Origin of the sequence: Mycobacterium sp. IS-1556 (assembly GCF_001499985.1) — a bacterium.
Taxonomy (GTDB): domain Bacteria; phylum Actinomycetota; class Actinomycetes; order Mycobacteriales; family Mycobacteriaceae; genus Mycobacterium.
In genome coordinates, this window is record NZ_LQIM01000009.1 from 41480 (window position 1) to 61923 (window position 20444).

Below are 20444 nucleotides of genomic sequence, written 5' to 3' on the forward strand. Positions count from 1 at the left end.
GATGCAAAACCGACTCAAGAGAGTTGACGGAGACGATAGAGCCGCTCGGCGTAGGCGAGGTCGTCGCGCCACAACCGCGTGGCCGCGCGTCGCATGAACGGGGTGATCAACGGTGCGCCGCGCAGCGCATGGACGAAGCCGGGACGGTCGGAGTGCGCGATGACCGCTTCGATCACCGCGGTGCGGGCTGAACCGTCGCCGGCAGTCCCGAGCGGAGTGGCGTGTGTCTCCACCACGCTGCCCGCGCCTTCGCCGTCGATGATGCGCATGACGATGGTTCGCGGCTCCGGAGTGCTGAACTCCGCGATCACGGGCACACCCAGACGGCCGATCCGGAATGTGACGGCGACCAGGAAGCGGTCCGCCTCCTCCGGCAGTTCGTCGTCCGCGGCCGGCGACGAAAGCACCTCGAGTCGCGTGAAGGAGTACGGATGGAACCACGCCCCGTGCCACGGGTCGAGCCGGTTGGCGATCACGTCGCGGGGTTCGCAGGTGCCGACCAGCCGGGTCACCGCGGACAGCTGTGGTCCCCGCGGGCGCTTCGGTAATAGCGGTGCCGCCGTGGGTTTTTCACCGCCTAGCGCGTCGAGCCGAACCCAGGCGAGCACCCCGTCGTCATGCGCCGGATAGGGCCGCCAACTCCATGTCCGGGCGCCGTCGAAGCGCAAACCATGCCACGGGCAGATCAACGTTCCGCAGTCGTTGGTGCCCGTCGAGAGGTCCGCGCCGAGGTGTGGGCAGGCCGCGGGACCGACCGCGAGCGCACCGCCTCGGGCCCGCCACGCGACCAGTTCGATACCACCGACGGTGGCACCGATCGGCCGTTTGTCGATGGTGTCGCTGGCCGCGAACGCGTACCAGTTGCCGCTGGGCCTGCGCTGGGAGCGCCGCAGCGCGGACTGGATGACCGCCGCTTCGGCGTCGCGGTAGGTGGGCCGCTGCCCGGACCACGGGGTGCGTGGAAGTACCTCGAACGGTGTGGTTTTCGCCAACCGGGCTTTCAGGTCCGCGAACATGCTCATGTGTGCTGCCTTTCGGCCAGACGCCGCAACGGTGCGAAGCGACCCTGGGTCGGCACGGTGTGCAGTTCGTGTCCAGTGAGGCCGAAGCGCTTCAACAGCAGATTGGCCGCCGTCCATCCGGTGGTGGCGGCACGCTCCATCAGCGCGACAGGCAGGTCGACGCGAATTCCGTCGCCGGCCAACACCAAACCGGCCTGCGGTGTCGCGACGGTCGGGCGGCGCGCAAAGTCACCGGGGGCGAAACGTGGGCAATCCTGACGGCACAGCACCCGGTCACCGACGATGGTGGCGCCGGCGGTCTCGGGATACAGTTCGCGCATCCGCGCCGGCAGGTGCTCGCGTACGTCGGCCGACCCGTCGGTCACCGCGTACGAATGCAACTCCACCACCGAGCCGCCGGTGCTGCCGGACCAGCTCATGGCCTCGCGCTCGTATCTCTCCAGCACACTGACATTGTCCAGCGGCGGTCGCCCGCCCGTCCCGAGAAACGCGGCGCGGTCCGGATTCACCGGCCGGTCCAGCCACAGTCGCTGCACGACGAACGGTGCGGCGGTACGCATCGCGGCGATCCGGGACCGCCATTCGGCGTCGCCGAGGGCAGGCGAGCCGTCGACGATGCGCTGCAGGCCCGCCACGTCGGTCGCGAGCACGATCCCGTCCGCCTCGATGCGGGCTCCGCGGTCCGTACGCACCACGAACCGGGCCCCGCCGTGCACCTCGGTCGCCGACACGCCGGTGTGCACGCGAACGCCCAGTGAATCCAGATACGCACGCAACGGGTTCCACAGTGCCGCATCGAAGTTGGCGTTGGCGACGTCAAAGACGAGGCCTTCGCTGGAACCCAGGAAGTAGATGTGGAACATCGTCGCCAGCTCCGCGGCGGAGAGCTCGGCCGGCTCGGAGAAGAAGCTTCTCGAGAACACCTCGAAGGCCAGATGGCGTGCGGGCTCGGGGAAGTTGATGTCGCGCAGGAAAGTGTCGGCATCGAGGTGATCCAGCTCGTGGTAGATCCCGGGCACCGTGACCGCGGCCAACGGTGCTGCGGCGCGCGCGTTGAGCCGCGCCAGGTCTCGTAAGCGGAACGTCGGGCTGCGCAGCGCGAAGGCCAGCGCGTTCAACGGTGGGGTGCGGGGCAGACCGCGGAAGGTATCGCACCGGCCGTGCGCATCGACGAGCGGGTAGTCCAGCACGGGGCTGAGCATTCGCAGCGCAGGGTCGATGCGCCGCAGCAGGTTGCGCAAGTTGTAGTACTGCCGGAAGAATGCGTGGAAGCCGCGGTTCATGGCCACCGGCGTGCCGTCTTCGAGCGACTCGGTCCAGCCTCCGACGCGCCCACCGAGGTAGGGCTCGCGTTCGAGGACGTCTACGCGCACCCCGCGTTCGGCCAGCCCGGTGGCCGCAGCCACACCGGCGATGCCCGCGCCGACGACCACCACTTGCGGTCTGTTCGGCAGCGCGGTCGCGGCGGGAGAGCCGGTCGGCGCGGCGTGCGTCACGCGGCGCGGATCGGTCATCGGGGGGCCTCGGCGAGGAAGGTGTGCACGATGTTGCGTTGCCAGCCCGGCATCGTCTCGCTGCGTACCGCCGTGAACCCGTTGCGGCGCAGCCGGTCACGGAACTCGGCGGCACCGTCGAAGCGGTTCACGCTGCGGCGCAGATACCGGTACAGCGACGCGTCACCGCTGCGGAGCCGACCGCTCGGGATGATGATCGCGGCACAGACGGCGTTCCACACCGCGGTGGCCAGCCGTGAGTCCCGCACCGAGTACTCGTGCACCGCCAGCGTCGCGCCCGGCCGCAGCAGGGAACGGAACTCGCGCAGCTGGGTGTCGGGGTCGGGCAGGTTGCGCACGAGGTAGGCGGCGAAGACACCGTCGAAGGGCCCGTGGACACCGGCGGCGGCGAGGTCTTCGATGCGGCTGTGTACGAATCGGACCGTCGAAGGCCACCGCTTGGCGCGCGCCTCGGCAAGCATGCCCTGCGAGCCGTCCACGCCCACGATCTGCGCGTGCGGCGCCACGGACAGCAGCGCGGCGGTGGATGCGCCGGTGCCACACCCGGCGTCGAGCAGGCGTAGCCCGCGGCCGGCGTCGGGTAACCGCATCCGCTGTGCGGAGATCCGAAGGTGCGCGTGGTATCCCGGATTGGAGTCGACCAGCGTGTCATACGCCGGTGCGCCGTCGTCGAATGCGGCCGGAATATCGCAGGGGTCCTCGGAATGACGTCCCGCACCGACCTTCACGACACGTCCTTTCTTTGTGCGCGTAGCCGCTGCCGCTCCCACAGCAGCAGCACCGCGGTGACCATCGCCCATCCGAAAAGGAAGTCTTCGACCGGGATGTCGAACGGAAAGCGGATCCCGCTGGTGTGCTTCTCGTCGTAGATGACGATGGGTGCGCTCAACTTCGTGAGCCAGCCGTCGACCGGGATCTGGAAACCCGTCACGATGACCATCGAGATCCAGTACGCCGGCCTGCGGAACAGTCCGGTCCGCAGAACGCCCAATTCCATTGCACAGACCGCGATCACCGCCAGCACGGCGGGCACCGTGTATCCCAGTCCGATCACTTCACGCGCTCCGCCCGGTTCCGCATCCGTTGCAGCCAGCCGAGTATGGTGTCGACGGCGTTGTAGGTCAGTAGGCCGCACAGCGGGATCACCACGAAGAACAGGAGTTCCTCGACGGGCATCACGCCCGGGACGTCGATACCCGTGACGTATTGCGGGTTGTACGTCCACACGTCGGCGGCGATCGCGATGGCATCCCAGAGCACGAACACCGCCGCGACGGGGAGCACCGCGGCGGCGGCCCGCCGCGCCTGCCGGTAAACCCCTTCGCCGAGCAGCTCCAACGGCGCTGTGATCGTGAGGCAGGCGGCCAGCACGAGAAGGTACTGCCAGTTGTCCATCGTCACACCTTGTGCTCCCGATGCCGTGCGGCCCAGGCCTTGAACAGCCCGCTCCCGCCGACCCGAACACGGCGGCCGATGCTCACGGAGGCGCGCTGGCTGAACACGGCGAAGTCCATCTCCTCGATGCGATCGAGGATTTCGGAGTACAGCGTCAGGGCCGCCGTCACGCACGGGCGCGAACGCGGGCGCAGGAGGGCGATACCGTGCCGCGCGTAGTCGTACACGCGCCGGTTGACGGCAATTTGCTCGACCAGCGCACGCCGCACCCTGGCGTCGGTGCGCCGGTTCTCGCGGCACCACGTCAGCACGTCACGGTCCACGCCGTGGTTGGCCAGTTCGTCGGCGGGCAGGTAGACCCTGCCACGCTCGAGATCCTCGTCGATGTCACGCAGGAAGTTGGTGAGCTGGAATGCTTTTCCGAGCGCAGCCGCATGCGGTGCCGCCTCTTCGGGCGGTCCGACGGTTCCGAGCACGGGCAGCAGTTGCAGGCCGATGACCTCCGCCGAGCCGTACATGTAGCGGTCGAGCGCGGCCCGGTCGGGATAGTCGGTGACGGTCAGGTCCATGCGCATCGAGCCGAGGAAGTCGTCGAACAGCTCCCACGGGATGCCGTACCGACGCGCGCAGTGCACGACCGCGGCGAGCGTCGGGTCGTCGTCGTCGCAGCTGCCCTGCGCAAGGCAGTTGAAGAGCTCGGTGGCCAGCCGCTGCAACTGGTCTGCGCGTTCACCCATGCTGACGACGGGGTCGAAGTCGTCGAGGATGTCGTCGGCGCGGCGGGCGAAACCGTACAAAGCGTGCACGGCGGGACGCTGTTCGGGAGCCAGCAACCGGGTGGCCAGGAAGAACGTGCGGCCGTGCTCGGCGTTGATTGTGCGGCAACGACGATAGGCCTCGCGCAGGGCCGGGTCATGGACGCCCGCGGCGTCGAGTTCGGAACCGATCATGTTTGCACCACCTGGCTGCGGGCCCGCCGAATCGGTAGGCCGGTGATTCGGTCGGCGGCCAACCGCCCCGACAGCAGCGCGGTGGGCACGCCGACACCGGGGACGGTCGACGACCCGGCGAGCACCACATTCGCGATGCCGCGCACGGTGTTGGCGGGACGGAAGGGGCCGGTCTGGCCGAACGTGTGCGCGAGGGCGAACGGGGTGCCGGCGGCCATGCCTTGACGCGCCCAATCCGCCGGATCCACGACGTGCAACACCTCGGCGTCCACCCCCAATCGGGGCAGCCGGGTGGTGACGACGTCCATCATCTGACCGACATAGCGGTCCCGCATCGACGCCCAGTCGACCCGTCCCACTTGGAGATTGGGTGCCGGCGCGAGGATGTAGAGCAGGTCGCGGCCGGCGGGCGCCAGCGAGGGGTCGCCAGCGCTGGGCCGGGTGACCAGCAACGACGGATCGGTCATCACGCGCCCGTCGTCGATGATGTCGGTGAACGTCCGCTCCCATTCGTCACCGAAAACAATGGTGTGGTGGCCGATGTCGGCGGCGTCCGGTCCGACCGCGCGGCAACCGACATGGGCGACGACCGCAGACGGCGCGGGTCGCAGCGCAAGCACGCGACGCGGTGTCCTTTCGAGTAGCCGATAGGTGTCGGGCAGCTCGGTGGTGAGCACCACCGCGTCGGCAGGTATCCGGTCACCGCCGTCGGTGTGCACGGCCACCGCGCGGTCGCCCCTGCGTTCCAGCGCCGATACCGCGGAGCCGTAACGGAACTCGACGCCCGCATCGGATGCGGCCGCGGCCAGCGCGTCGGGAAGTTCACGCACCCCGCCGCGGGGGAAGTAGACGCCCGCGATGGTGTCCATGTAGGCGATCACCGCGTACACCGCCAGCGCCCGATGCGGCGGCACGCCCGCATACAGCGCCTGGAACGTGAACACCCGCTGTAATCGCTCGTCGCGCAGGTAGCGGCGCACCATCTTGTCCCACCGGCGGAACCCGCCGATGGCGGCCAGCCGGGCCAGTTGCGGCGTGAGCAGCGAAAGCGGTGAGTCGAAGTTCGCGGCGATGAACCCGTCGAACTCGACCTGGTACAGCTTCGACAGCCAGTTACGCAGGCGCACATAGCCGTCCGCTTCGGAACTGCCGGCGAAGCGTTCGATCTCGGCGGTCATCGCATCGGGATCGCTGCGCACCTGCAGCGTGCTGCCGTCGGCGAACGACGCGCGGTATGCGGGATCGACGCCGATCAGGTCGAGTCGGTCCGAGACGGTCTCGCCGACCGCGGCGAACGCGTCGTCGATGATGTCGGGCATCGTCAGCACCGTCGGGCCGGTGTCGAGGCGGTAGCCGCCGATGTCCATGCGGCCGACCCGTCCGCCGGGGTGCCGTCCGCGTTCCACGACGGTCACGGTGCGGCCGCGGCCGGCGAGTTGCAGCGCCGCCGACAGTCCGGCGAGCCCGGCGCCGACGACCACCACGCGGTCGGTGCTGCCCCCGACGGTGCGCATCACGCGGCCCGTTCGGTGCAGGCGGCGGCCATGTCGGCCAGCGCGGTGCGGATCAGCGGGTCCACCTGTCCGGTGTCGATCAGGTCGAGAGCGCGGGTGAGGCGCGAATCGATAAGCTGCTCAATCCATTCCACGGCACCGGTGGCGACGATGAGCTTCCGCCACCGCCGGATGTCGGCGTCGCGGAGATCAGAGGTGCTCATCAACTGCGTCAGCTCGCGGCGACGGGTCGCATCGGCGAGCCGGTAGGCCGCCACCACCACGCTCGTCGCCTTGTGCTCGAAGAGATCGCTGCCCGCGGGCTTACCGGTGACTTCGGGCGAGCCGAAGATACCCAGTACGTCGTCGCGCAACTGGAACGCCTCGCCGACCGCTTCGCCGTACTCCCCGAGCAGCCGCAGCTGAGAGGGCGCGCATCCGGCCATGGCGGCCCCGATCTCCAGCGGCCTGCGCACGGTGTAGTTGCCGGATTTGCGCCGCAGCACATCGAGAACCTTTTCCCACTGGGGGAATTCGGCGGCGTCGTTGACAAGGTCGGCGAACTGGCCGACGGCGAGTTCGGTGCGCATCGCGTCGTAGCGGGGCCAGCCGCGGGACAGTGCGACGTCGTCGACTCCGCTCTCGCGCATCATCTGCTCGGCCCACACCAGGCACAGGTCACCGAGCAGGACGGCGGCCGCCTCACCGAAGCGTTCCGGTGAACCCGACATCGCTCGCTCGCGGTGCCACTGCGCGAACCGAATGTGGGCCGCGGGGCGTCCGCGCCGCAGCTCGGAGCCGTCCATCACGTCGTCCTGCAGCAGCGCGAACGCGTGGAGCAGCTCGAAACTGGCGGCGGCCCGCAGCGCGCCCGGATCGTCGTCGGCTCCGCACAGCCACCCCAGATACATATACGCCGAGCGCACACACTTGCCGCCGGCGACGAAAGCCTGCAGTACCTCGGTCGCGACATCGACTCCTGCGGCGCTGAGTTCGTCAGCGCAGCGTGTACGGACGAAATCGGCGAGGGACCGCAACACCTCACGCCGCAAGGAGTCGCGCCATACCGGAAACGCCGTCGCCAGCAGGCCTCTCTGCGGAGCGACGGGCTCCGCCATCGCCAGCAGCGGGGCGCGCGTGTATCCGTTGGTACCGCTCAAGCAGCGTCCCCTTCACTCGATGCGACGACAAGTACCCGAATCGGGGCAACTCAATCTGGGTACCCCAGGGTGGCCGCATCTATGCATCGATTTTGCATCGATGGCTGAGCGACGCTGTGGGCTCAGGGCGACAGCGCGGGCATCGTCTTGATACCGAACTCTCGGCGCAGGACTGTTCGGGCGGCGAAATAGCCGGCCATGCCGTGCACGCCGCCACCGGGTGGGGTCGCCGATGAACACAGGTAGACACCGGGCACGGGTGTGCTCCACGGATTGAGCCGGGGGGTCGGTCCGCCCAGAGCATGCATCAGCGTGTTGCCGCCGACGCCGATATCGCCGCCGACGAGGTTGGCATTGTGCTCTGCCAGTCGCGCGGCGGGCACGGACCGGACCGCCACCACGACGTCGCGGAAGCCCGGCGCGAAGCGCTCGAAGATTCTGGTGACCGGCTCGGCCTGGTCGACGGTCGAACCGGACGGCACATGCGCGTAGGTCCACATCGGCCGCCGACCCTTGGCGTCGATTCGACCAGGATCGAGTAGGTGTGGCAGAGCGGCGAGCACCATCGGCCACTCGGGGTGTCGGCCGGCGACGATCTCGCGTTCGGCGTGGGCCATCTGCTCGCGGGTGCCACCCATGTGCAGGGTGGGCGCCCGTCGTAACCGCTCGTCGGTGAACGGCACATCGTCGGACAACACAAAGTCGACTTTGGCCACACCGGGACCGAATCGGTACCGCTGTAACGCTTTTGCGTACCGGCGAGGTAGCTTGTCGGCGTAGATGGCGGCCAGCGCGGTGGGCGCGGTGTCGAAAAGCGTGACACCGGTTGGGGGTTCGGTGACTTCGTGGTCGGCGATGAGCGCGCCGCGGTGGGCGCGTAGGTCGTCGATCAGCGCGTCGACGATGGCCTGGCTGCCGCCCACGGGGATCGGCCAGCCGACGGTGTGTGCGAGCGTGCCGAGCATCAACCCGCCGCCCGCTGACACGAGCGATGGCATCGGCGAGATCACATGCGCGGCAACGCCACTGAACAACGCGCGCGCGTCGGCGCCGGACAGCGCACCCCACGCCGGCGTGCCTTGTTCGAGAAGCCGGCGGGCCACCTGTACGGCGGCAACCGGATTCGTCGGGAGCGAGCGCTTGTCACCGAGCAGCAGGTCCAGCACCGCGGCGTCGCGTTCGACCATCGGCCCGAACAGCCTGCGCCACGACTGCCCGTGTTCGAGCTCCGCGACGGTCCGGTCGAGGTCGTGATAACCGACCGCCGAGCGTGAACCCGGAAGGGGATTGGCGTAGGACACCTCGGGCACGTTCAGGGTCACGCCGCGGGCGGGCAGATCGAACTCGGCAAGGAACGGCGATGCCAGCGCCAGCGGATGCACGGCCGAACAGATGTCGTGCGAGATTTCAGGGAATTCGGGATCGGGCAGCGTGCGTGCGCCACCGCCGAAAGTCGGTTGCGCCTCCAGCACCTGCACCGACAGGCCGGCCCGGGCGCAGATGACGGCGGCGGCCAAGCCGTTGGGTCCGCTTCCGACGACGGTGATATCCACGCTCGCATTTCTCCCGCCCACCACCCGCCGAGTCAAGCCCATTAGGCTGACCGCGTGAGCCTGCCCGTTGTACTGATCGCCGACAAATTGGCTGAGTCGACGGTCGCCGCCCTCGGCGACCAGGTAGAAGTCCGCTGGGTCGACGGCCCGGACCGGCCGAAGCTGCTGGCCGCGGTGCCCGAAGCCGACGCGCTACTGGTGCGCTCGGCGACGACGGTGGACGCCGAGGTGCTCGCCGCGGCGCCCAAACTCAAGATCGTCGCCCGCGCCGGCGTGGGCCTCGACAACGTCGACGTGGACGCCGCCACCGCCCGCGGGGTGCTGGTGGTCAACGCGCCGACGTCGAACATCCACAGCGCGGCCGAACATGCGCTGGCCCTCATGCTGGCCGCGGCGCGCGATATTCCCGCCGCCGATGCGTCGCTGCGGGCACGCACCTGGAAGCGCTCGTCGTTCTCGGGCACCGAGATCTACGGCAAGACGGTCGGCGTGGTGGGCCTGGGCCGCATCGGCCAGCTGGTGGCCCAGCGGCTGGCCGCGTTCGGTACCCACGTCGTGGCCTACGACCCATACGTCTCGGCGGCCCGCGCGGCGCAACTCGGTATCGAGCTGTTGACCCTCGACGAGTTGCTGGCCCGCGCGGACTTCATCTCGGTGCACCTGCCCAAGACGCCGGAGACGGCGGGGTTGATCGGCAAGGACGCGCTGGCGAAGACCAAACCCGGCGTGATCATCGTCAACGCGGCCCGCGGCGGGCTGATCGACGAGGATGCGCTGGCCCAGGCGGTCAACTCGGGCCATGTCCGGGCGGCGGGCATCGATGTGTTCGCCAAGGAGCCGACCACCGAAAGCCCGTTGTTCGAATTGCCTCAGGTCGTGGTGACCCCGCACCTGGGGGCGTCGACCGCAGAGGCGCAGGATCGGGCGGGTACCGACGTCGCGGCGAGCGTGAAGCTGGCACTGGCGGGCGAATTCGTACCCGACGCAGTCAATGTCGGCGGCGGAGTCGTCGGTGAAGAGGTCGCGCCGTGGCTCGACCTGGTCCGCAAGCTCGGCTTGCTGGTCGGCGTGCTGGGCGACGAGCTGCCGGTGTCGCTCTCGGTTCAGGTGCGCGGCGAGCTCGCGGCCGAAGACGTTGAGGTGCTGAGACTTTCGGCGCTTCGCGGGTTGTTCTCAGCGGTCATCGAGGATCCGGTGACATTCGTCAATGCGCCGGCGCTCGCCGCCGAACGCGGGGTGCAGGCCGACATCACCACTGCGACCGAAAGCCCCAACCACCGCAGCATGGTCGACGTGCGGGCGGTCTACGCCGACGGGTCGACCGCCAACGTGGCCGGCACGCTGACGGGCCCGCAGCTGATCGAGAAGATCGTCCAGATCAACGAGCGCAACTTCGATCTGCGCGCCGAAGGCGTCTACCTGATCATCAACTACTTCGACCGGCCGGGCACGCTCGGCAAGATCGGAACCATCCTGGGCGGTGCCGACATCAACATCCACGCCGCCCAACTGAGCGAGGACGCCGAGGGACCGGGCGCGACGATCCTGCTGCGCATCGACCGCGACGTGCCCGACGATGTGCGGTCCGCGATCGCCGACCAGGTCGGCGCCAACATGCTGGAAGTGGTTGACCTGTCATGAAACTGGCGATCATCGCCGGCGACGGCATCGGCCCTGAGGTCGTCGGCGAGGCCGTCAAGGTGCTCGACGCGGTGGTGCCCGGGGTGGACAAGACGCGCTACGACCTGGGGGCGCGCCGGTACCACGAGACCGGCGAGGTGCTGCCGGACTCGGTGCTCGGCGAACTGCGCGAGCACGACGCGATCCTGCTCGGCGCGATCGGCGATCCGTCGGTGCCCAGCGGCGTGCTCGAACGCGGTCTGCTCCTGCGCATCCGGTTCGCCCTCGACCACCACATCAACCTGCGGCCGGGTCGCCTCTATCCCGGTGTGACCAGTCCGTTGGCCGGCGACCCCGACATCGACTTCGTCGTCGTGCGGGAAGGCACCGAAGGCCCGTACACCGGTACGGGCGGGGCGATCCGGGTCGGAACCCCGCACGAGATCGCCACCGAGGTGAGCGTCAACACCGCGTTCGGCGTGCGTCGGGTCGTGACGGATGCGTTCGGCCGGGCGCAGCAGCGCCGCAAGCATCTGACCCTGGTGCACAAGAACAACGTGCTGACCTTCGCGGGCGCGCTGTGGTCGCGCATCGTCGAAGAGGTCGGCGCCGACTACCCCGACGTCGAGGTGGCCTACCAGCACGTCGACGCCGCAACCATCCATATGGTGACCAGTCCTGATCGTTTTGATGTGATCGTCACCGACAACCTGTTCGGCGACATCGTCACCGATCTCGCCGCCGCGGTGTGCGGGGGTATCGGCCTGGCGGCCAGCGGCAATATCGATGCGACACGGACCAACCCGTCGATGTTCGAACCGGTACACGGCAGCGCCCCCGACATCGCGGGGCAGGGGGTCGCCGATCCGACCGCTGCGGTCATGTCGGTCGCGCTGCTGTTGTCCCACGTCGGCGAGATCGACGCGGCCGCCCGCGTCGACAAGGCCGTCGAACAGCATCTGGCCACCCGCGGAGACGCCACGCTGAGCACCACGCAGATCGGTGATCGGATCGCGGCCAACCTCTAGTCGTTTCGCACCTCTCGCCGTTTCGCGAAAGCCGGTTCGTCCGCCGGCACGACCGGAATCGCCGCCAGCGGTAGCAATGCACTCACCGCGAACGCTGCCGGATATCCCCCCGCGCCTATCAACGCACCGAACAGCGGGGCCGCGGCCGCCGACGCCAGGTGCTGGCTGGTGTTCTGGGTGCCCAGCGCGCGTCCGCTCCAGAACGGGCCGGCTATCTCGGCGATCGCGGTGAAGGCCAACCCGTTGTCGGACACGGTGATCACCGAAGCGACGACCATCACGGCCACGCTCACCGGTGAGCTGAGCCAGTCCGACAGCGCCAGCAGGCCCATGGAGACGGCGGCGCCCGCAGCGATCCACCGGATCGGCCGCAACCGCTGGCCCAGTCGGTCGGACCAGTGCCCGGCGGCGATACGGCCACCGGCACCGAGTATTTGAGCCACGGTGACAAGGACGCCCGCCGAGGCCGCCGACCAACCGTGGTCGGTCATCAGCCACACCAACGTGAACGTCCACAGGACGGCCTGCGGAACGACCAGCAACACCGACACGGCGTGGATGCGCCACAGCACGGACGATCCGCGATAGGGGTTGGCCAGATGATCGGCGGGCGCTTCGGAGCGCGGCGGCCGGGGCGGGTCGATCACCGCGACCGCGCAGACCGCCGCCGAGACGGCACATACGATCGCCGGGAACAGCAATGCCGCTGACACACCGTGGCTTTCGGCCAACCGCGGAATCACCAGCGCGCCGAACCCGACGCCGAGCGGCGTCGCGGTCTGGCGGATGCCCATCACGAGCCCGCGCTGATCCGGCGGGAACCAGCCGACCACCAACCGCCCGCTTGCCGAATTGCTGCTGGCGGCGGCCATTCCGCCCAGAAGCAGGAAGGCGCCCATCGCGAACAGTGAATCCACCGAGGCCGCCGCGAACGCCGCGGCGGCGATCAGGCCCGAGCCGACCGTCAGCACGAAGCGTTCCCCGACGCGGTCGACCACATAGCCCCACGCGATCAACGTGATCACCAGACCGAGGCTCGGCATCGACGACAACAGCCCGGCCGCGGCGAGGTCGAGTCCGCGTTCGGTGTGCAGCGTCGGAATGAGAAACGCCGCGCCGTTGATGAACACGTTGGCGCTCGTCGTCGCCGCGAGCGCGGTCCCCAGCAGCGACCAGCGCCGCGCACGGCTGATCGACTCGACGGGCATCGGTCCATGGTGGCACAGGCTTCTCACGATGCTGAATCCCATTCTCATGTAGTGAGACATCGGCGGCGGGGGAGCGGTCCGCGGCCGCGATGACCACCCCCACTAGGCTGACGGCATGCGCCTTGGCCGAATCGCCAGTCCCGACGGAGTCGCCTTCGTCAGCGTCGAGGGCCCGCCCGACGATCCCGACCAGGCAGTCGCGCGGGAGATCGCGGAGCATCCGTTCGGTGCCCCCCAGTTCACCGGCAGGCAGTGGCCGCTCGCCGATGTCCGCCTGCTCGCGCCCATCCTGGCCAGCAAGGTGGTCTGTGTCGGCAAGAACTATGCCGCGCACATCGAGGAGATGGCTGCGCAGGCGAGAAGCAGCACCGGACACAGCGTGACGTCGTTCGAGGAGCCGGTCATCTTCATGAAGCCCAACACAGCGATCATCGGCCCGAACGTGCCGATCCAACTGCCCGCCGACGCCAATCCCGTCCATTTCGAAGGTGAACTGGCCGTGGTGATCGGCCGGCCCTGCAAGGACGTACCTGCCGCGCGGGCCGCGGAGAACATCCTCGGCTACACCATCGGCAACGACGTCTCGGCGCGCGACCAGCAGCAGAAGGACGGGCAGTGGACCCGCGCGAAGGGCCACGACTCGTTCTGCCCGATCGGGCCGTGGATCGTCACCGACGTCGACCCCGCGGATCTGGCGATCCGCACCGAGGTCAATGGTGCGGTCAAACAGAACAGCCGGACCTCGAACATGATTCACGACGTCGGGGCCATCGTCGAGTGGATCTCGCGGGTGATGACGCTGCTGCCCGGCGACCTGATCCTCACCGGCACACCGGAGGGGGTCGGGCCGATCGAGGACTCCGATACCGTCAGTATCACCGTCGAGGGCATCGGCACACTGACGAATCCAGTTGTGCGCAAAGGGAAAACATGACAACCGAAAACGCCGTCCGGGTGCGGTTCTGCCCGTCGCCGACGGGTACACCGCACGTCGGCCTCATCCGCACCGCATTGTTCAACTGGGCCTACGCCCGCCATACCGGCGGAACATTCGTATTTCGCATTGAGGACACCGATTCGGCGCGCGACTCCGAGGAGAGCTACCGCGCGCTGCTCGATGCGCTGCGTTGGCTGGGTCTGGACTGGGACGAGGGGCCCGAAGTCGGTGGACCGTATGGGCCGTACCGGCAATCCGAGCGGCTCGACCTCTACCGTGACGTGATCGCCCGGCTCCTCGAGACCGGTGACGCGTACGAGTCGTTCTCCACGCCTGAGGAAGTCGAGGCGCGGCATCTGGCTGCCGGGCGAAACCCGAAACTGGGCTACGACAACTTCGACCGCAACCTGACCGCGGAGCAGCGTGCGGCCTTGCGCGCCGAGGGCAGGCGCTCGGTCGTGCGGTTGAAGATGCCGGACGAGGACATCGGCTGGCGCGATCTCGTGCGCGGAGAAACGACGTTCCCCGCCGGGTCGGTCCCCGATTTCGCATTGACCCGTGGCAACGGTGAGCCGTTGTACACGTTGGTGAATCCGGTCGACGACGCGCTGATGAAGATCAGCCATGTGCTGCGCGGTGAGGACCTGCTGTCGTCAACCCCGCGTCAGATAGCGCTGTATCAGGCGCTGATCCGCATCGGTGTCGCCGAGCAGGTTCCCGAATTCGCCCATCTGCCAAGTGTTCTGGGTGACGGCAACAAGAAGCTGTCCAAACGCGACCCGCAGTCCAACCTGTTCCTGCATCGCGAGCGTGGCTTCATCCCCGAGGGCCTGCTGAACTACCTGGCGCTGCTGGGATGGGGCATTGCCGAGGATCGCGACGTGTTCAGCCTCGACGAGATGGTGGCCGCGTTCGACGTCACCGACGTCAACTCGAATCCGGCCCGCTTCGACCAGAAGAAGGCCGACGCGTTGAACGCCGAGCACATTCGGCTGCTGAGCGGGCAGGATTTCACGGCTCGGTTGAACGCATACTTCGCCCAACGCGGTTACGACACGGGCCTCGACGAGAAGGGATTCGCCGAAGCCGCCGCGCTTGTGCAGACCCGCATCGTGGTGCTGGGTGATGCGTGGGATCTGTTGAAGTTCCTCAACGACGGCGAATTCGCACTCGATGAGAAGTCCGCGGGCAAGGAGTTGCGGGCGGAGGCGGTCCCGGTGCTCGACGCCGCGCTGGCCGCGCTCGAGGACACCGGCGACTGGACCACGGCGGCCATCGAGGCGGCGCTCAAGGAGGCTCTGCTCGAGGGTCTGGGGCTCAAGCCACGCAAGGCGTTCGGGCCGATCCGCGTCGCTGCCACCGGCGCGTCGGTCAGCCCGCCGCTGTTCGAATCGCTCGAGCTACTGGGTCGCGAGCGCAGCCTGGCCCGGTTGCGCGCCGGCCGTGAGCATGCCGCGGCCGCAGCCCAGGCGTGAAAAGCGGCCCGCAGATCTTTGGTAGTCTGCACGTCGGTCCGATCACACGCGCGACGGGATCCACTCGTCGCCGCGGGGGATCGAAATAGTCCCGTGACCTGCGGTTATGGGAGCCAATGGGGTATGGTGTAATTGGCAACACAGCTGATTCTGGTTCAGCCATTCTAGGTTCGAGTCCTGGTACCCCAGCCAATGACCGTGATTAGGCCGACAATTCCTGCTGAGATATGCTGGCCATCCGGAAAACCAGTTCTAGCCCCCGTCGTCTAGCGGCCTAGGACGCCGCCCTCTCACGGCGGTAGCGTGGGTTCGAATCCCATCGGGGGTACAACTTGTTGGACTTCGGTGCGCGAGTGATCGCTGAGCGACCGGTAGCGCACCGAAATCACTCCGTACTTTCAGAGGCGGCGCGTCAACGCGTCCGCAGCCGCCAGCAGGTCGGCGGCCCATCGCGCACCCGGTCGGCGGCCCATCCGGTCGATGGGGCCGGACACCGATACCGCGGCGACCACCGCGCCGCGACCGTCACGCACCGGTGCCGAGACGCTCGCCACACCGGGTTCGCGTTCGGCGGCGCTCTGCGCCCAGCCACGCTTGCGCACCTCAGCGAGCGCGCGATCGGTGAACTTCGCCGTCGGCAGCACCGCCTGCGCAGTGGCCTCGTCGGCGTACGCCAGCAGCACCTTGGCGCCCGAACCTGCGGTCATCGGCAACCGGCTGCCGACCGGCACGGTATCGCGCAGCCCGGCAGGCGGTTCCAGCGCGGCCACACAAATTCGTGTCGTCCCTTCCCGACGGTAGAGCTGGACGCTCTCGCCGGTGATCTCGCGCAGCCGGGGCAGCACCACCGCGCCCGCGGCCACGAGCGGATCGTTGACCTGCCCGGCCAATTCGGTCACGGCCGGGCCGAGCCGCCAGCGCCCATCGCCGTTGCGGGTGAGCAGGCGGTGAGTCTCCAGCCCCGCGGCCAGCCGGTGCGCCGTGGCGCGCGGCAGCCCGGTGCGCTCGCACAGTTCGGCCAGCCCGCACGGGGACTCGGCCACCGCATGCAGTACGCCGACGGCTTTGTCCAACACGCCGATGCCGCTATCCTGTCTCATAAGGAGATACTAACGTCCCAGATTGTGAGATAGCCACATGTCCACCGGTGTGTCCAACGCTCCTCGCGTGCCCGTAGACAAGCCCCGGACCATGGCCGAGAAGGTGTGGGCCGATCACGTCGTCGTCGAAGGGGCCGGTGACGGTCCCGCGCGAGAACCCGACCTGATCTACATCGACCTGCATCTCGTGCACGAGGTGACCAGCCCGCAGGCGTTCGACGGGCTGCGGTTGGCCCGGCGTCCGGTGCGCAGGCCGGATCTGACGATCGCCACCGAAGACCACAACGTGCCGACGGTCGACATCGACAAGCCGATCGCCGACCCGGTTTCGCGGACACAAGTGGAGACGCTGCGGCGCAACTGCGAAGAGTTCGGCATCCGGCTGCACCCGATGGGTGACGCCGAACAGGGCATCGTGCACATCATCGGACCGCAGCTCGGTCTGACGCAGCCCGGTATGACGGTCGTGTGCGGGGACAGCCACACCTCCACCCACGGCGCGTTCGGCGCGCTGGCGATGGGCATCGGCACCTCTGAGGTCGAGCATGTGCTCGCCACGCAGACGCTGCCGTTGCGTCCGTTCCGAACCATGGCGGTCAACGTCGACGGCGAATTGCCCGACGGGGTCAGCGCCAAGGACATCATCCTCGCGGTGATCGCCAAGATCGGCACCGGCGGCGGACAGGGGCACGTCATCGAATACCGCGGCAGCGCCATCGAATCGCTGTCGATGGAAGGGCGCATGACGATCTGCAACATGAGCATCGAGGCCGGTGCGCGGGCCGGAATGGTGGCGCCCGACGACATCACTTTCGAATTCCTGCGCGGACGACCGCACGCGCCGCAAGGTGTGCAGTGGGAGGAAGCGGTCGCCGCATGGCGGCGGCTGCGCACCGACGACGGCGCCGAATTCGACACCGAGGTCTACATCGACGCCTCGACATTGAGTCCCTTCGTCACCTGGGGAACCAATCCCGGGCAGGGGGTGCCGTTGTCCGCTTCGGTGCCCGACCCCGAACTGATGCTCGACGACGGCGAACGTCAAGCGGCCGAAAAGGCGTTGACCTACATGGACCTTCGGCCCGGGACGGCGATGCGTGACATCGCCGTCGACACCGTGTTCGTCGGCTCGTGCACCAACGGCCGGATCGAGGACCTGCGGGTCGTTGCCGACGTGCTGCGCGGGCGCAAGGTCGCCGACGGTGTGCGCATGCTCGTCGTGCCCGGATCCATGCGCGTGCGCGCGCAGGCCGAATCCGAAGGCCTCGGCGAGATCTTCGACGCGGCCGGCGCGGAGTGGCGGCAGGCGGGCTGCTCGATGTGCCTGGGGATGAACCCCGATCAGCTGTCGCCGGGCCAGCGCTGCGCGTCGACCTCGAACCGCAATTTCGAGGGCAGGCAAGGCAAGGGCGGCCGTACGCATCTGGTGTCGCCCGCGGTCGCCGCCGCCACCGCGGTCCGCGGAACGCTGTCCTCGCCCGCAGACCTGACCGATTAGAAGGAGAAGCGATGCAGGCTTTTCACACCCACACCGGCATCGGCGTCCCGCTGCGTCGGTCGAATGTCGACACCGACCAGATCATCCCGGCGGTCTATCTGAAACGAGTCACGCGAACGGGTTTCGAGGACGGCTTGTTCGCCGCCTGGCGCAACGACCCGTCCTTCGTGTTGAACCTGCCGCCGTTCGACAAGGGTTCGGTGTTGGTCGCCGGCCCCGATTTCGGCACCGGTTCATCACGCGAGCATGCCGTGTGGGCACTCATGGATTACGGATTCCGGGTCGTCATCTCGTCACGCTTCGCCGACATCTTTCGGGGCAATGCAGGCAAGGCCGGACTGCTGGCGGCAGAAATCTCGCAAGATGATGTCGAAATTTTATGGAAGCTCATCGAGCAGCAGCCGGGCCTGGAAATCACTGTGAATCTTCAAGATCGGAACATCACCGCTGGAACGGTCATGGTGCCGTTCAGAATTGACGACTACACGGCCTGGCGACTTCTCGAGGGACTCGACGATATAGGCCTTACGCTGCGGAAATGCGAAGAGATCGAGGCATACGAAGCGGCCAGGCCGAGCTGGAAGCCACGCACTCTGCCCGGCTGAAAAAGCCGTCGGCGAGTCGAAATCACCGCCCCTGAACCCGGTTCTTCGGGGGTCTCCCAGGAGGCCAAGGGAGGCAAGAAAGTTCGCTAGCCACGCCTGAAACTGCGCGTGGCTCTTGGAAATCAATGGGGAATGGGTTTACCGTGTCCTCTAGTCGGTCCAAAGAGGGCCACTGGTTTCCGGAGGTTATGCATGAACAAAGCAGAGCTCATCGACGTACTCACGGAGAAAATGGGCTCGGATCGTCGGTCGGCAACCGCCGCGGTGGAGAACGTCGTTGACACCATCGTGCGTGCGGTTCACAAGGGTGACAGTGTCACCATTACCGGCTTCGGCGTTTTCGAACAGCGCCGCCGCGCAGCACGCGTCGCGCGTAACCCGCGCACAGGCGAGACCGTGAGGGTCAAGCCCACCTCCGTGCCGGCATTCCGACCCGGCGCACAGTTCAAAGCCGTTGTCTCTGGGGCGCAGCGCCTCCCGGCGGAAGGACCAGCAGTGAAGAGAGGCGTTACGGCGGGAAGCGCCCGCAAGGCCGCGAAGAAGGCTCCGGCCAAGAAGAGCGCGGCGAAGAAGGCACCGGCCAAGAAGGCGGCGACCAAACGGACAGCGGCCAAGAAGACCGCGGCCAAGAAGTCGCCCGCCAAGAAGGCGGCGACCAAACGGACCACGGCCAAGAAGACCGCGGCCAAGAAGTCGCCCGCCAAGAAGTCCGCCGCGAAGAAGGCTCCGGCCAAGAAGGCGGCGACCAAGCGGACGGCAGCCAAGAAGACCGCGAAGAAGGCGCCGGCCCGCAAGGCGCCGGCGAAGCGCGGCCGCAAGTAGTTCTACACCGGAGGCGCCGTGGGTCATCGCGACCCGCGGCGCCTTTGGGCGCGTTCTTGGCTTAAAACATCTCCGGCTCAATCTTTTCGGGCGCGTCGCGGCCCGAAGTTGGATTCATCGCCCCGGGTGGTCTCACTTTCGCGCCAACGGGCTCCCGATGTGGTCCGCCGCCACCAACCGTCCGTCGTACAGCGACATCACCCATGTGCTGCCCTTGCGGTTGCGGGACTTGTCGGGCCGCACGCCGTCACGCTCGCACCACCACTCGACCAGATCGGGGATCACCTTGCCCTGAGTGCAGATCACCGGTGTGCCCGCGGTGTCGGCGATCTCGAGAAAACGACGCCGGGCCGCCTTGCGATCCTCGGCGTAGGCTTCCTCGGTCAGCAGGTCATCGCTGTGGATCGTGGCGCCGAGTTCGTCGGCCAACGGTTCCAGTGTCGACACACAGCGCACCCGGTCGGCGGCATATAGATGGTCAGCGCCGAAGGCGAGCAGCACTCCGACCAGTGACTCCGCCTGCGCGCGGCCGTTCTTGTCCAACGGCCGTTTGCGGTCGTCGCCCTTGAAGCGTGACTTGCTGCCCGCCGTCGCGTGGCGCACGATGAGCACCGTCTTGGTGTCGACGGGATGCTTCATGAAGCGGCGCAGAACCTTTCGGTCGTGTGGATAGTCCAGTTGCTTGATCGCCGCGGGAACGGGCAGCCACTTGAGCTCGTCGACTTCGTCGTTCGGGCGGAAATCGCCGTGGACCTGGCGCGCGGCCCAGTAGCGCACCTTCTTCTTACCCTGCTCGACGGAATAGCTCACCGACGCGAGCCGGCGACCGAGTTGCGCGATGTATCCGGTCTCCTCGCACACCTCGCGAATCGCGGTGACGGGTTCGGTCTCGCCGGGATCGACTTTGCCCTTCGGCAGCGACCAGTCGTCGTAGCGGGGGCGGTGAATGAGTGCGATCTCCGGCGCATCGGGATTTCCGTTGGGCCGCCACAACACCGCCCCGGCGGCGAGGATGGTCTTCGCCGCGGCATCGCTCTCGGATGTGTCCTTCGGCACCTCAGCTC

At 67.9% G+C, this 20444-nt stretch carries 19 protein-coding genes and 2 tRNA genes; 9 read left to right on the forward strand and 12 right to left on the reverse strand.

Features of this window, described 5'->3' with window-relative positions; translation table 11 throughout:
- Positions 1 to 14 precede the first annotated feature (14 nt).
- From AU187_RS08220 to AU187_RS08260, 9 genes are all read right to left on the reverse strand, one after another.
- Complete coding sequence (locus AU187_RS08220) at positions 15 to 1022, reverse strand: Rieske (2Fe-2S) protein (protein ID WP_059166539.1); 1008 nt, start codon at positions 1020 to 1022, stop codon at positions 15 to 17.
- Positions 1019 to 2536 (reverse strand): FAD-dependent oxidoreductase, encoded by a 1518-nt coding sequence (locus AU187_RS08225; protein ID WP_059166540.1) that lies wholly within the window; start codon positions 2534 to 2536, stop codon positions 1019 to 1021. Before AU187_RS08225 ends, AU187_RS08220 begins: the two co-directional genes overlap by 4 nt.
- Complete coding sequence (locus AU187_RS08230) at positions 2533 to 3264, reverse strand: class I SAM-dependent methyltransferase (protein WP_059166541.1); 732 nt, start codon at positions 3262 to 3264, stop codon at positions 2533 to 2535. Before AU187_RS08230 ends, AU187_RS08225 begins: the two co-directional genes overlap by 4 nt.
- Entirely contained in the window at positions 3261 to 3590 is a 330-nt protein-coding gene (locus AU187_RS08235) for a lycopene cyclase domain-containing protein (RefSeq protein ID WP_059099596.1), read from the reverse strand. Before AU187_RS08235 ends, AU187_RS08230 begins: the two co-directional genes overlap by 4 nt.
- The gene (locus tag AU187_RS08240; protein WP_059099597.1) at positions 3587 to 3931 is read right to left on the reverse strand and encodes a lycopene cyclase domain-containing protein; all 345 of its coding nucleotides are present in this window, start codon (positions 3929 to 3931) and stop codon (positions 3587 to 3589) included. The genes AU187_RS08235 and AU187_RS08240 overlap by 4 nt, the downstream gene beginning before the upstream one ends.
- Before the next feature lie 2 nt (positions 3932 to 3933).
- Positions 3934 to 4881, reverse strand: coding sequence for a phytoene/squalene synthase family protein (locus AU187_RS08245; RefSeq protein ID WP_059166542.1), 948 nt, complete (start codon positions 4879 to 4881; stop codon positions 3934 to 3936).
- Entirely contained in the window at positions 4878 to 6395 is a 1518-nt protein-coding gene (crtI, locus tag AU187_RS08250; RefSeq protein ID WP_059166543.1) for a phytoene desaturase family protein, read from the reverse strand. Before crtI ends, AU187_RS08245 begins: the two co-directional genes overlap by 4 nt.
- The gene (locus tag AU187_RS08255; protein WP_059166574.1) at positions 6395 to 7492 is read right to left on the reverse strand and encodes a polyprenyl synthetase family protein; all 1098 of its coding nucleotides are present in this window, start codon (positions 7490 to 7492) and stop codon (positions 6395 to 6397) included. The genes crtI and AU187_RS08255 overlap by 1 nt, the downstream gene beginning before the upstream one ends.
- Before the next feature lie 164 nt (positions 7493 to 7656).
- Positions 7657 to 9087 (reverse strand): phytoene desaturase family protein, encoded by a 1431-nt coding sequence (locus AU187_RS08260; RefSeq protein WP_172800188.1) that lies wholly within the window; start codon positions 9085 to 9087, stop codon positions 7657 to 7659.
- Between the two features lie 54 nt (positions 9088 to 9141).
- Here AU187_RS08260 and serA point away from each other — a divergent pair, with 54 nt between their 5' ends.
- Together serA and AU187_RS08270 are read left to right on the forward strand one after the other, a co-directional pair.
- A complete protein-coding gene (serA, locus tag AU187_RS08265) occupies positions 9142 to 10728 on the forward strand; it encodes a phosphoglycerate dehydrogenase (RefSeq protein ID WP_059166545.1) in 1587 nt (528 codons plus the stop codon).
- Positions 10725 to 11735 carry a 3-isopropylmalate dehydrogenase gene (locus AU187_RS08270; RefSeq protein ID WP_059166546.1) on the forward strand — a complete coding sequence of 337 codons (1011 nt, stop codon included), beginning with the start codon at positions 10725 to 10727 and terminating at the stop codon, positions 11733 to 11735. The genes serA and AU187_RS08270 overlap by 4 nt, the downstream gene beginning before the upstream one ends.
- Here AU187_RS08270 and AU187_RS08275 read toward each other — a convergent pair.
- Positions 11732 to 12943: an MFS transporter gene (locus tag AU187_RS08275; protein ID WP_059166575.1), complete on the reverse strand. Its 1212-nt coding sequence runs from the start codon at positions 12941 to 12943 to the stop codon at positions 11732 to 11734. The genes AU187_RS08270 and AU187_RS08275 overlap by 4 nt on opposite strands.
- Before the next feature lie 115 nt (positions 12944 to 13058).
- Here AU187_RS08275 and AU187_RS08280 point away from each other — a divergent pair, with 115 nt between their 5' ends.
- The 4 genes from AU187_RS08280 (at position 13059) to AU187_RS08295 (ending at position 15683) form a co-directional block, all read left to right on the forward strand.
- Positions 13059 to 13877 (forward strand): fumarylacetoacetate hydrolase family protein, encoded by an 819-nt coding sequence (locus AU187_RS08280; RefSeq protein WP_059099604.1) that lies wholly within the window; start codon positions 13059 to 13061, stop codon positions 13875 to 13877.
- Positions 13874 to 15355, forward strand: coding sequence for a glutamate--tRNA ligase (gene gltX, locus AU187_RS08285; RefSeq protein WP_059166547.1), 1482 nt, complete (start codon positions 13874 to 13876; stop codon positions 15353 to 15355). Before AU187_RS08280 ends, gltX begins: the two co-directional genes overlap by 4 nt.
- 117 nt (positions 15356 to 15472) lie before the next feature.
- Positions 15473 to 15547: transfer RNA gene (locus tag AU187_RS08290), tRNA-Gln, on the forward strand.
- Between the two features lie 63 nt (positions 15548 to 15610).
- A tRNA-Glu gene (locus AU187_RS08295) sits at positions 15611 to 15683 on the forward strand.
- Positions 15684 to 15753: 70 nt separating this feature from the next.
- On the opposite strand, the gene AU187_RS08300 is transcribed toward AU187_RS08295, so the two are convergent.
- Positions 15754 to 16455 (reverse strand): IclR family transcriptional regulator, encoded by a 702-nt coding sequence (locus AU187_RS08300; RefSeq protein WP_059166548.1) that lies wholly within the window; start codon positions 16453 to 16455, stop codon positions 15754 to 15756.
- A 91-nt stretch (positions 16456 to 16546) separates the two neighbouring features.
- On the opposite strand from AU187_RS08300, the gene leuC reads away from it, so the two are divergent.
- From leuC to AU187_RS08315, 3 genes are all read left to right on the forward strand, one after another.
- Positions 16547 to 17953, forward strand: coding sequence for a 3-isopropylmalate dehydratase large subunit (leuC, locus tag AU187_RS08305; RefSeq protein ID WP_286131881.1), 1407 nt, complete (start codon positions 16547 to 16549; stop codon positions 17951 to 17953).
- A gap of 11 nt (positions 17954 to 17964) precedes the next feature.
- Positions 17965 to 18558: a 3-isopropylmalate dehydratase small subunit gene (gene leuD / locus AU187_RS08310; RefSeq protein WP_059166550.1), complete on the forward strand. Its 594-nt coding sequence runs from the start codon at positions 17965 to 17967 to the stop codon at positions 18556 to 18558.
- Between the two features lie 192 nt (positions 18559 to 18750).
- On the forward strand, positions 18751 to 19380 hold the full coding sequence (locus tag AU187_RS08315) for an HU family DNA-binding protein (RefSeq protein WP_059166551.1): 630 nt from the start codon (positions 18751 to 18753) through the stop codon (positions 19378 to 19380).
- 132 nt (positions 19381 to 19512) lie between these two features.
- On the opposite strand, the gene mutT1 is transcribed toward AU187_RS08315, so the two are convergent.
- Positions 19513 to 20436: an 8-oxo-(d)GTP phosphatase MutT1 gene (mutT1, locus tag AU187_RS08320; protein ID WP_059099610.1), complete on the reverse strand. Its 924-nt coding sequence runs from the start codon at positions 20434 to 20436 to the stop codon at positions 19513 to 19515.
- Positions 20437 to 20444 lie beyond the last annotated feature (8 nt).

What these genes read in the sequence shown, in the direction of transcription:
- AU187_RS08220 (WP_059166539.1), bottom strand. Translation starts at nt 1,022, where the DNA reads ATGAGCATGTTCGCGGACCTGAAAGCCCGGTTGGCGAAAACCACACCG.
- AU187_RS08225 (WP_059166540.1), bottom strand. Translation starts at nt 2,536, where the DNA reads ATGACCGATCCGCGCCGCGTGACGCACGCCGCGCCGACCGGCTCTCCC.
- AU187_RS08240 (WP_059099597.1), bottom strand. Translation starts at nt 3,931, where the DNA reads ATGGACAACTGGCAGTACCTTCTCGTGCTGGCCGCCTGCCTCACGATC.
- AU187_RS08245 (WP_059166542.1), bottom strand. Translation starts at nt 4,881, where the DNA reads ATGATCGGTTCCGAACTCGACGCCGCGGGCGTCCATGACCCGGCCCTG.
- crtI (WP_059166543.1), bottom strand. Translation starts at nt 6,395, where the DNA reads ATGCGCACCGTCGGGGGCAGCACCGACCGCGTGGTGGTCGTCGGCGCC.
- AU187_RS08255 (WP_059166574.1), bottom strand. Translation starts at nt 7,492, where the DNA reads ATGGCGGAGCCCGTCGCTCCGCAGAGAGGCCTGCTGGCGACGGCGTTT.
- AU187_RS08270 (WP_059166546.1), top strand. Translation starts at nt 10,725, where the DNA reads ATGAAACTGGCGATCATCGCCGGCGACGGCATCGGCCCTGAGGTCGTC.
- AU187_RS08275 (WP_059166575.1), bottom strand. Translation starts at nt 12,943, where the DNA reads ATGCCCGTCGAGTCGATCAGCCGTGCGCGGCGCTGGTCGCTGCTGGGG.
- AU187_RS08280 (WP_059099604.1), top strand. Translation starts at nt 13,059, where the DNA reads ATGCGCCTTGGCCGAATCGCCAGTCCCGACGGAGTCGCCTTCGTCAGC.
- gltX (WP_059166547.1), top strand. Translation starts at nt 13,874, where the DNA reads ATGACAACCGAAAACGCCGTCCGGGTGCGGTTCTGCCCGTCGCCGACG.
- AU187_RS08300 (WP_059166548.1), bottom strand. Translation starts at nt 16,455, where the DNA reads ATGAGACAGGATAGCGGCATCGGCGTGTTGGACAAAGCCGTCGGCGTA.
- leuC (WP_286131881.1), top strand. Translation starts at nt 16,547, where the DNA reads ATGGCCGAGAAGGTGTGGGCCGATCACGTCGTCGTCGAAGGGGCCGGT.
- leuD (WP_059166550.1), top strand. Translation starts at nt 17,965, where the DNA reads ATGCAGGCTTTTCACACCCACACCGGCATCGGCGTCCCGCTGCGTCGG.
- AU187_RS08315 (WP_059166551.1), top strand. Translation starts at nt 18,751, where the DNA reads ATGAACAAAGCAGAGCTCATCGACGTACTCACGGAGAAAATGGGCTCG.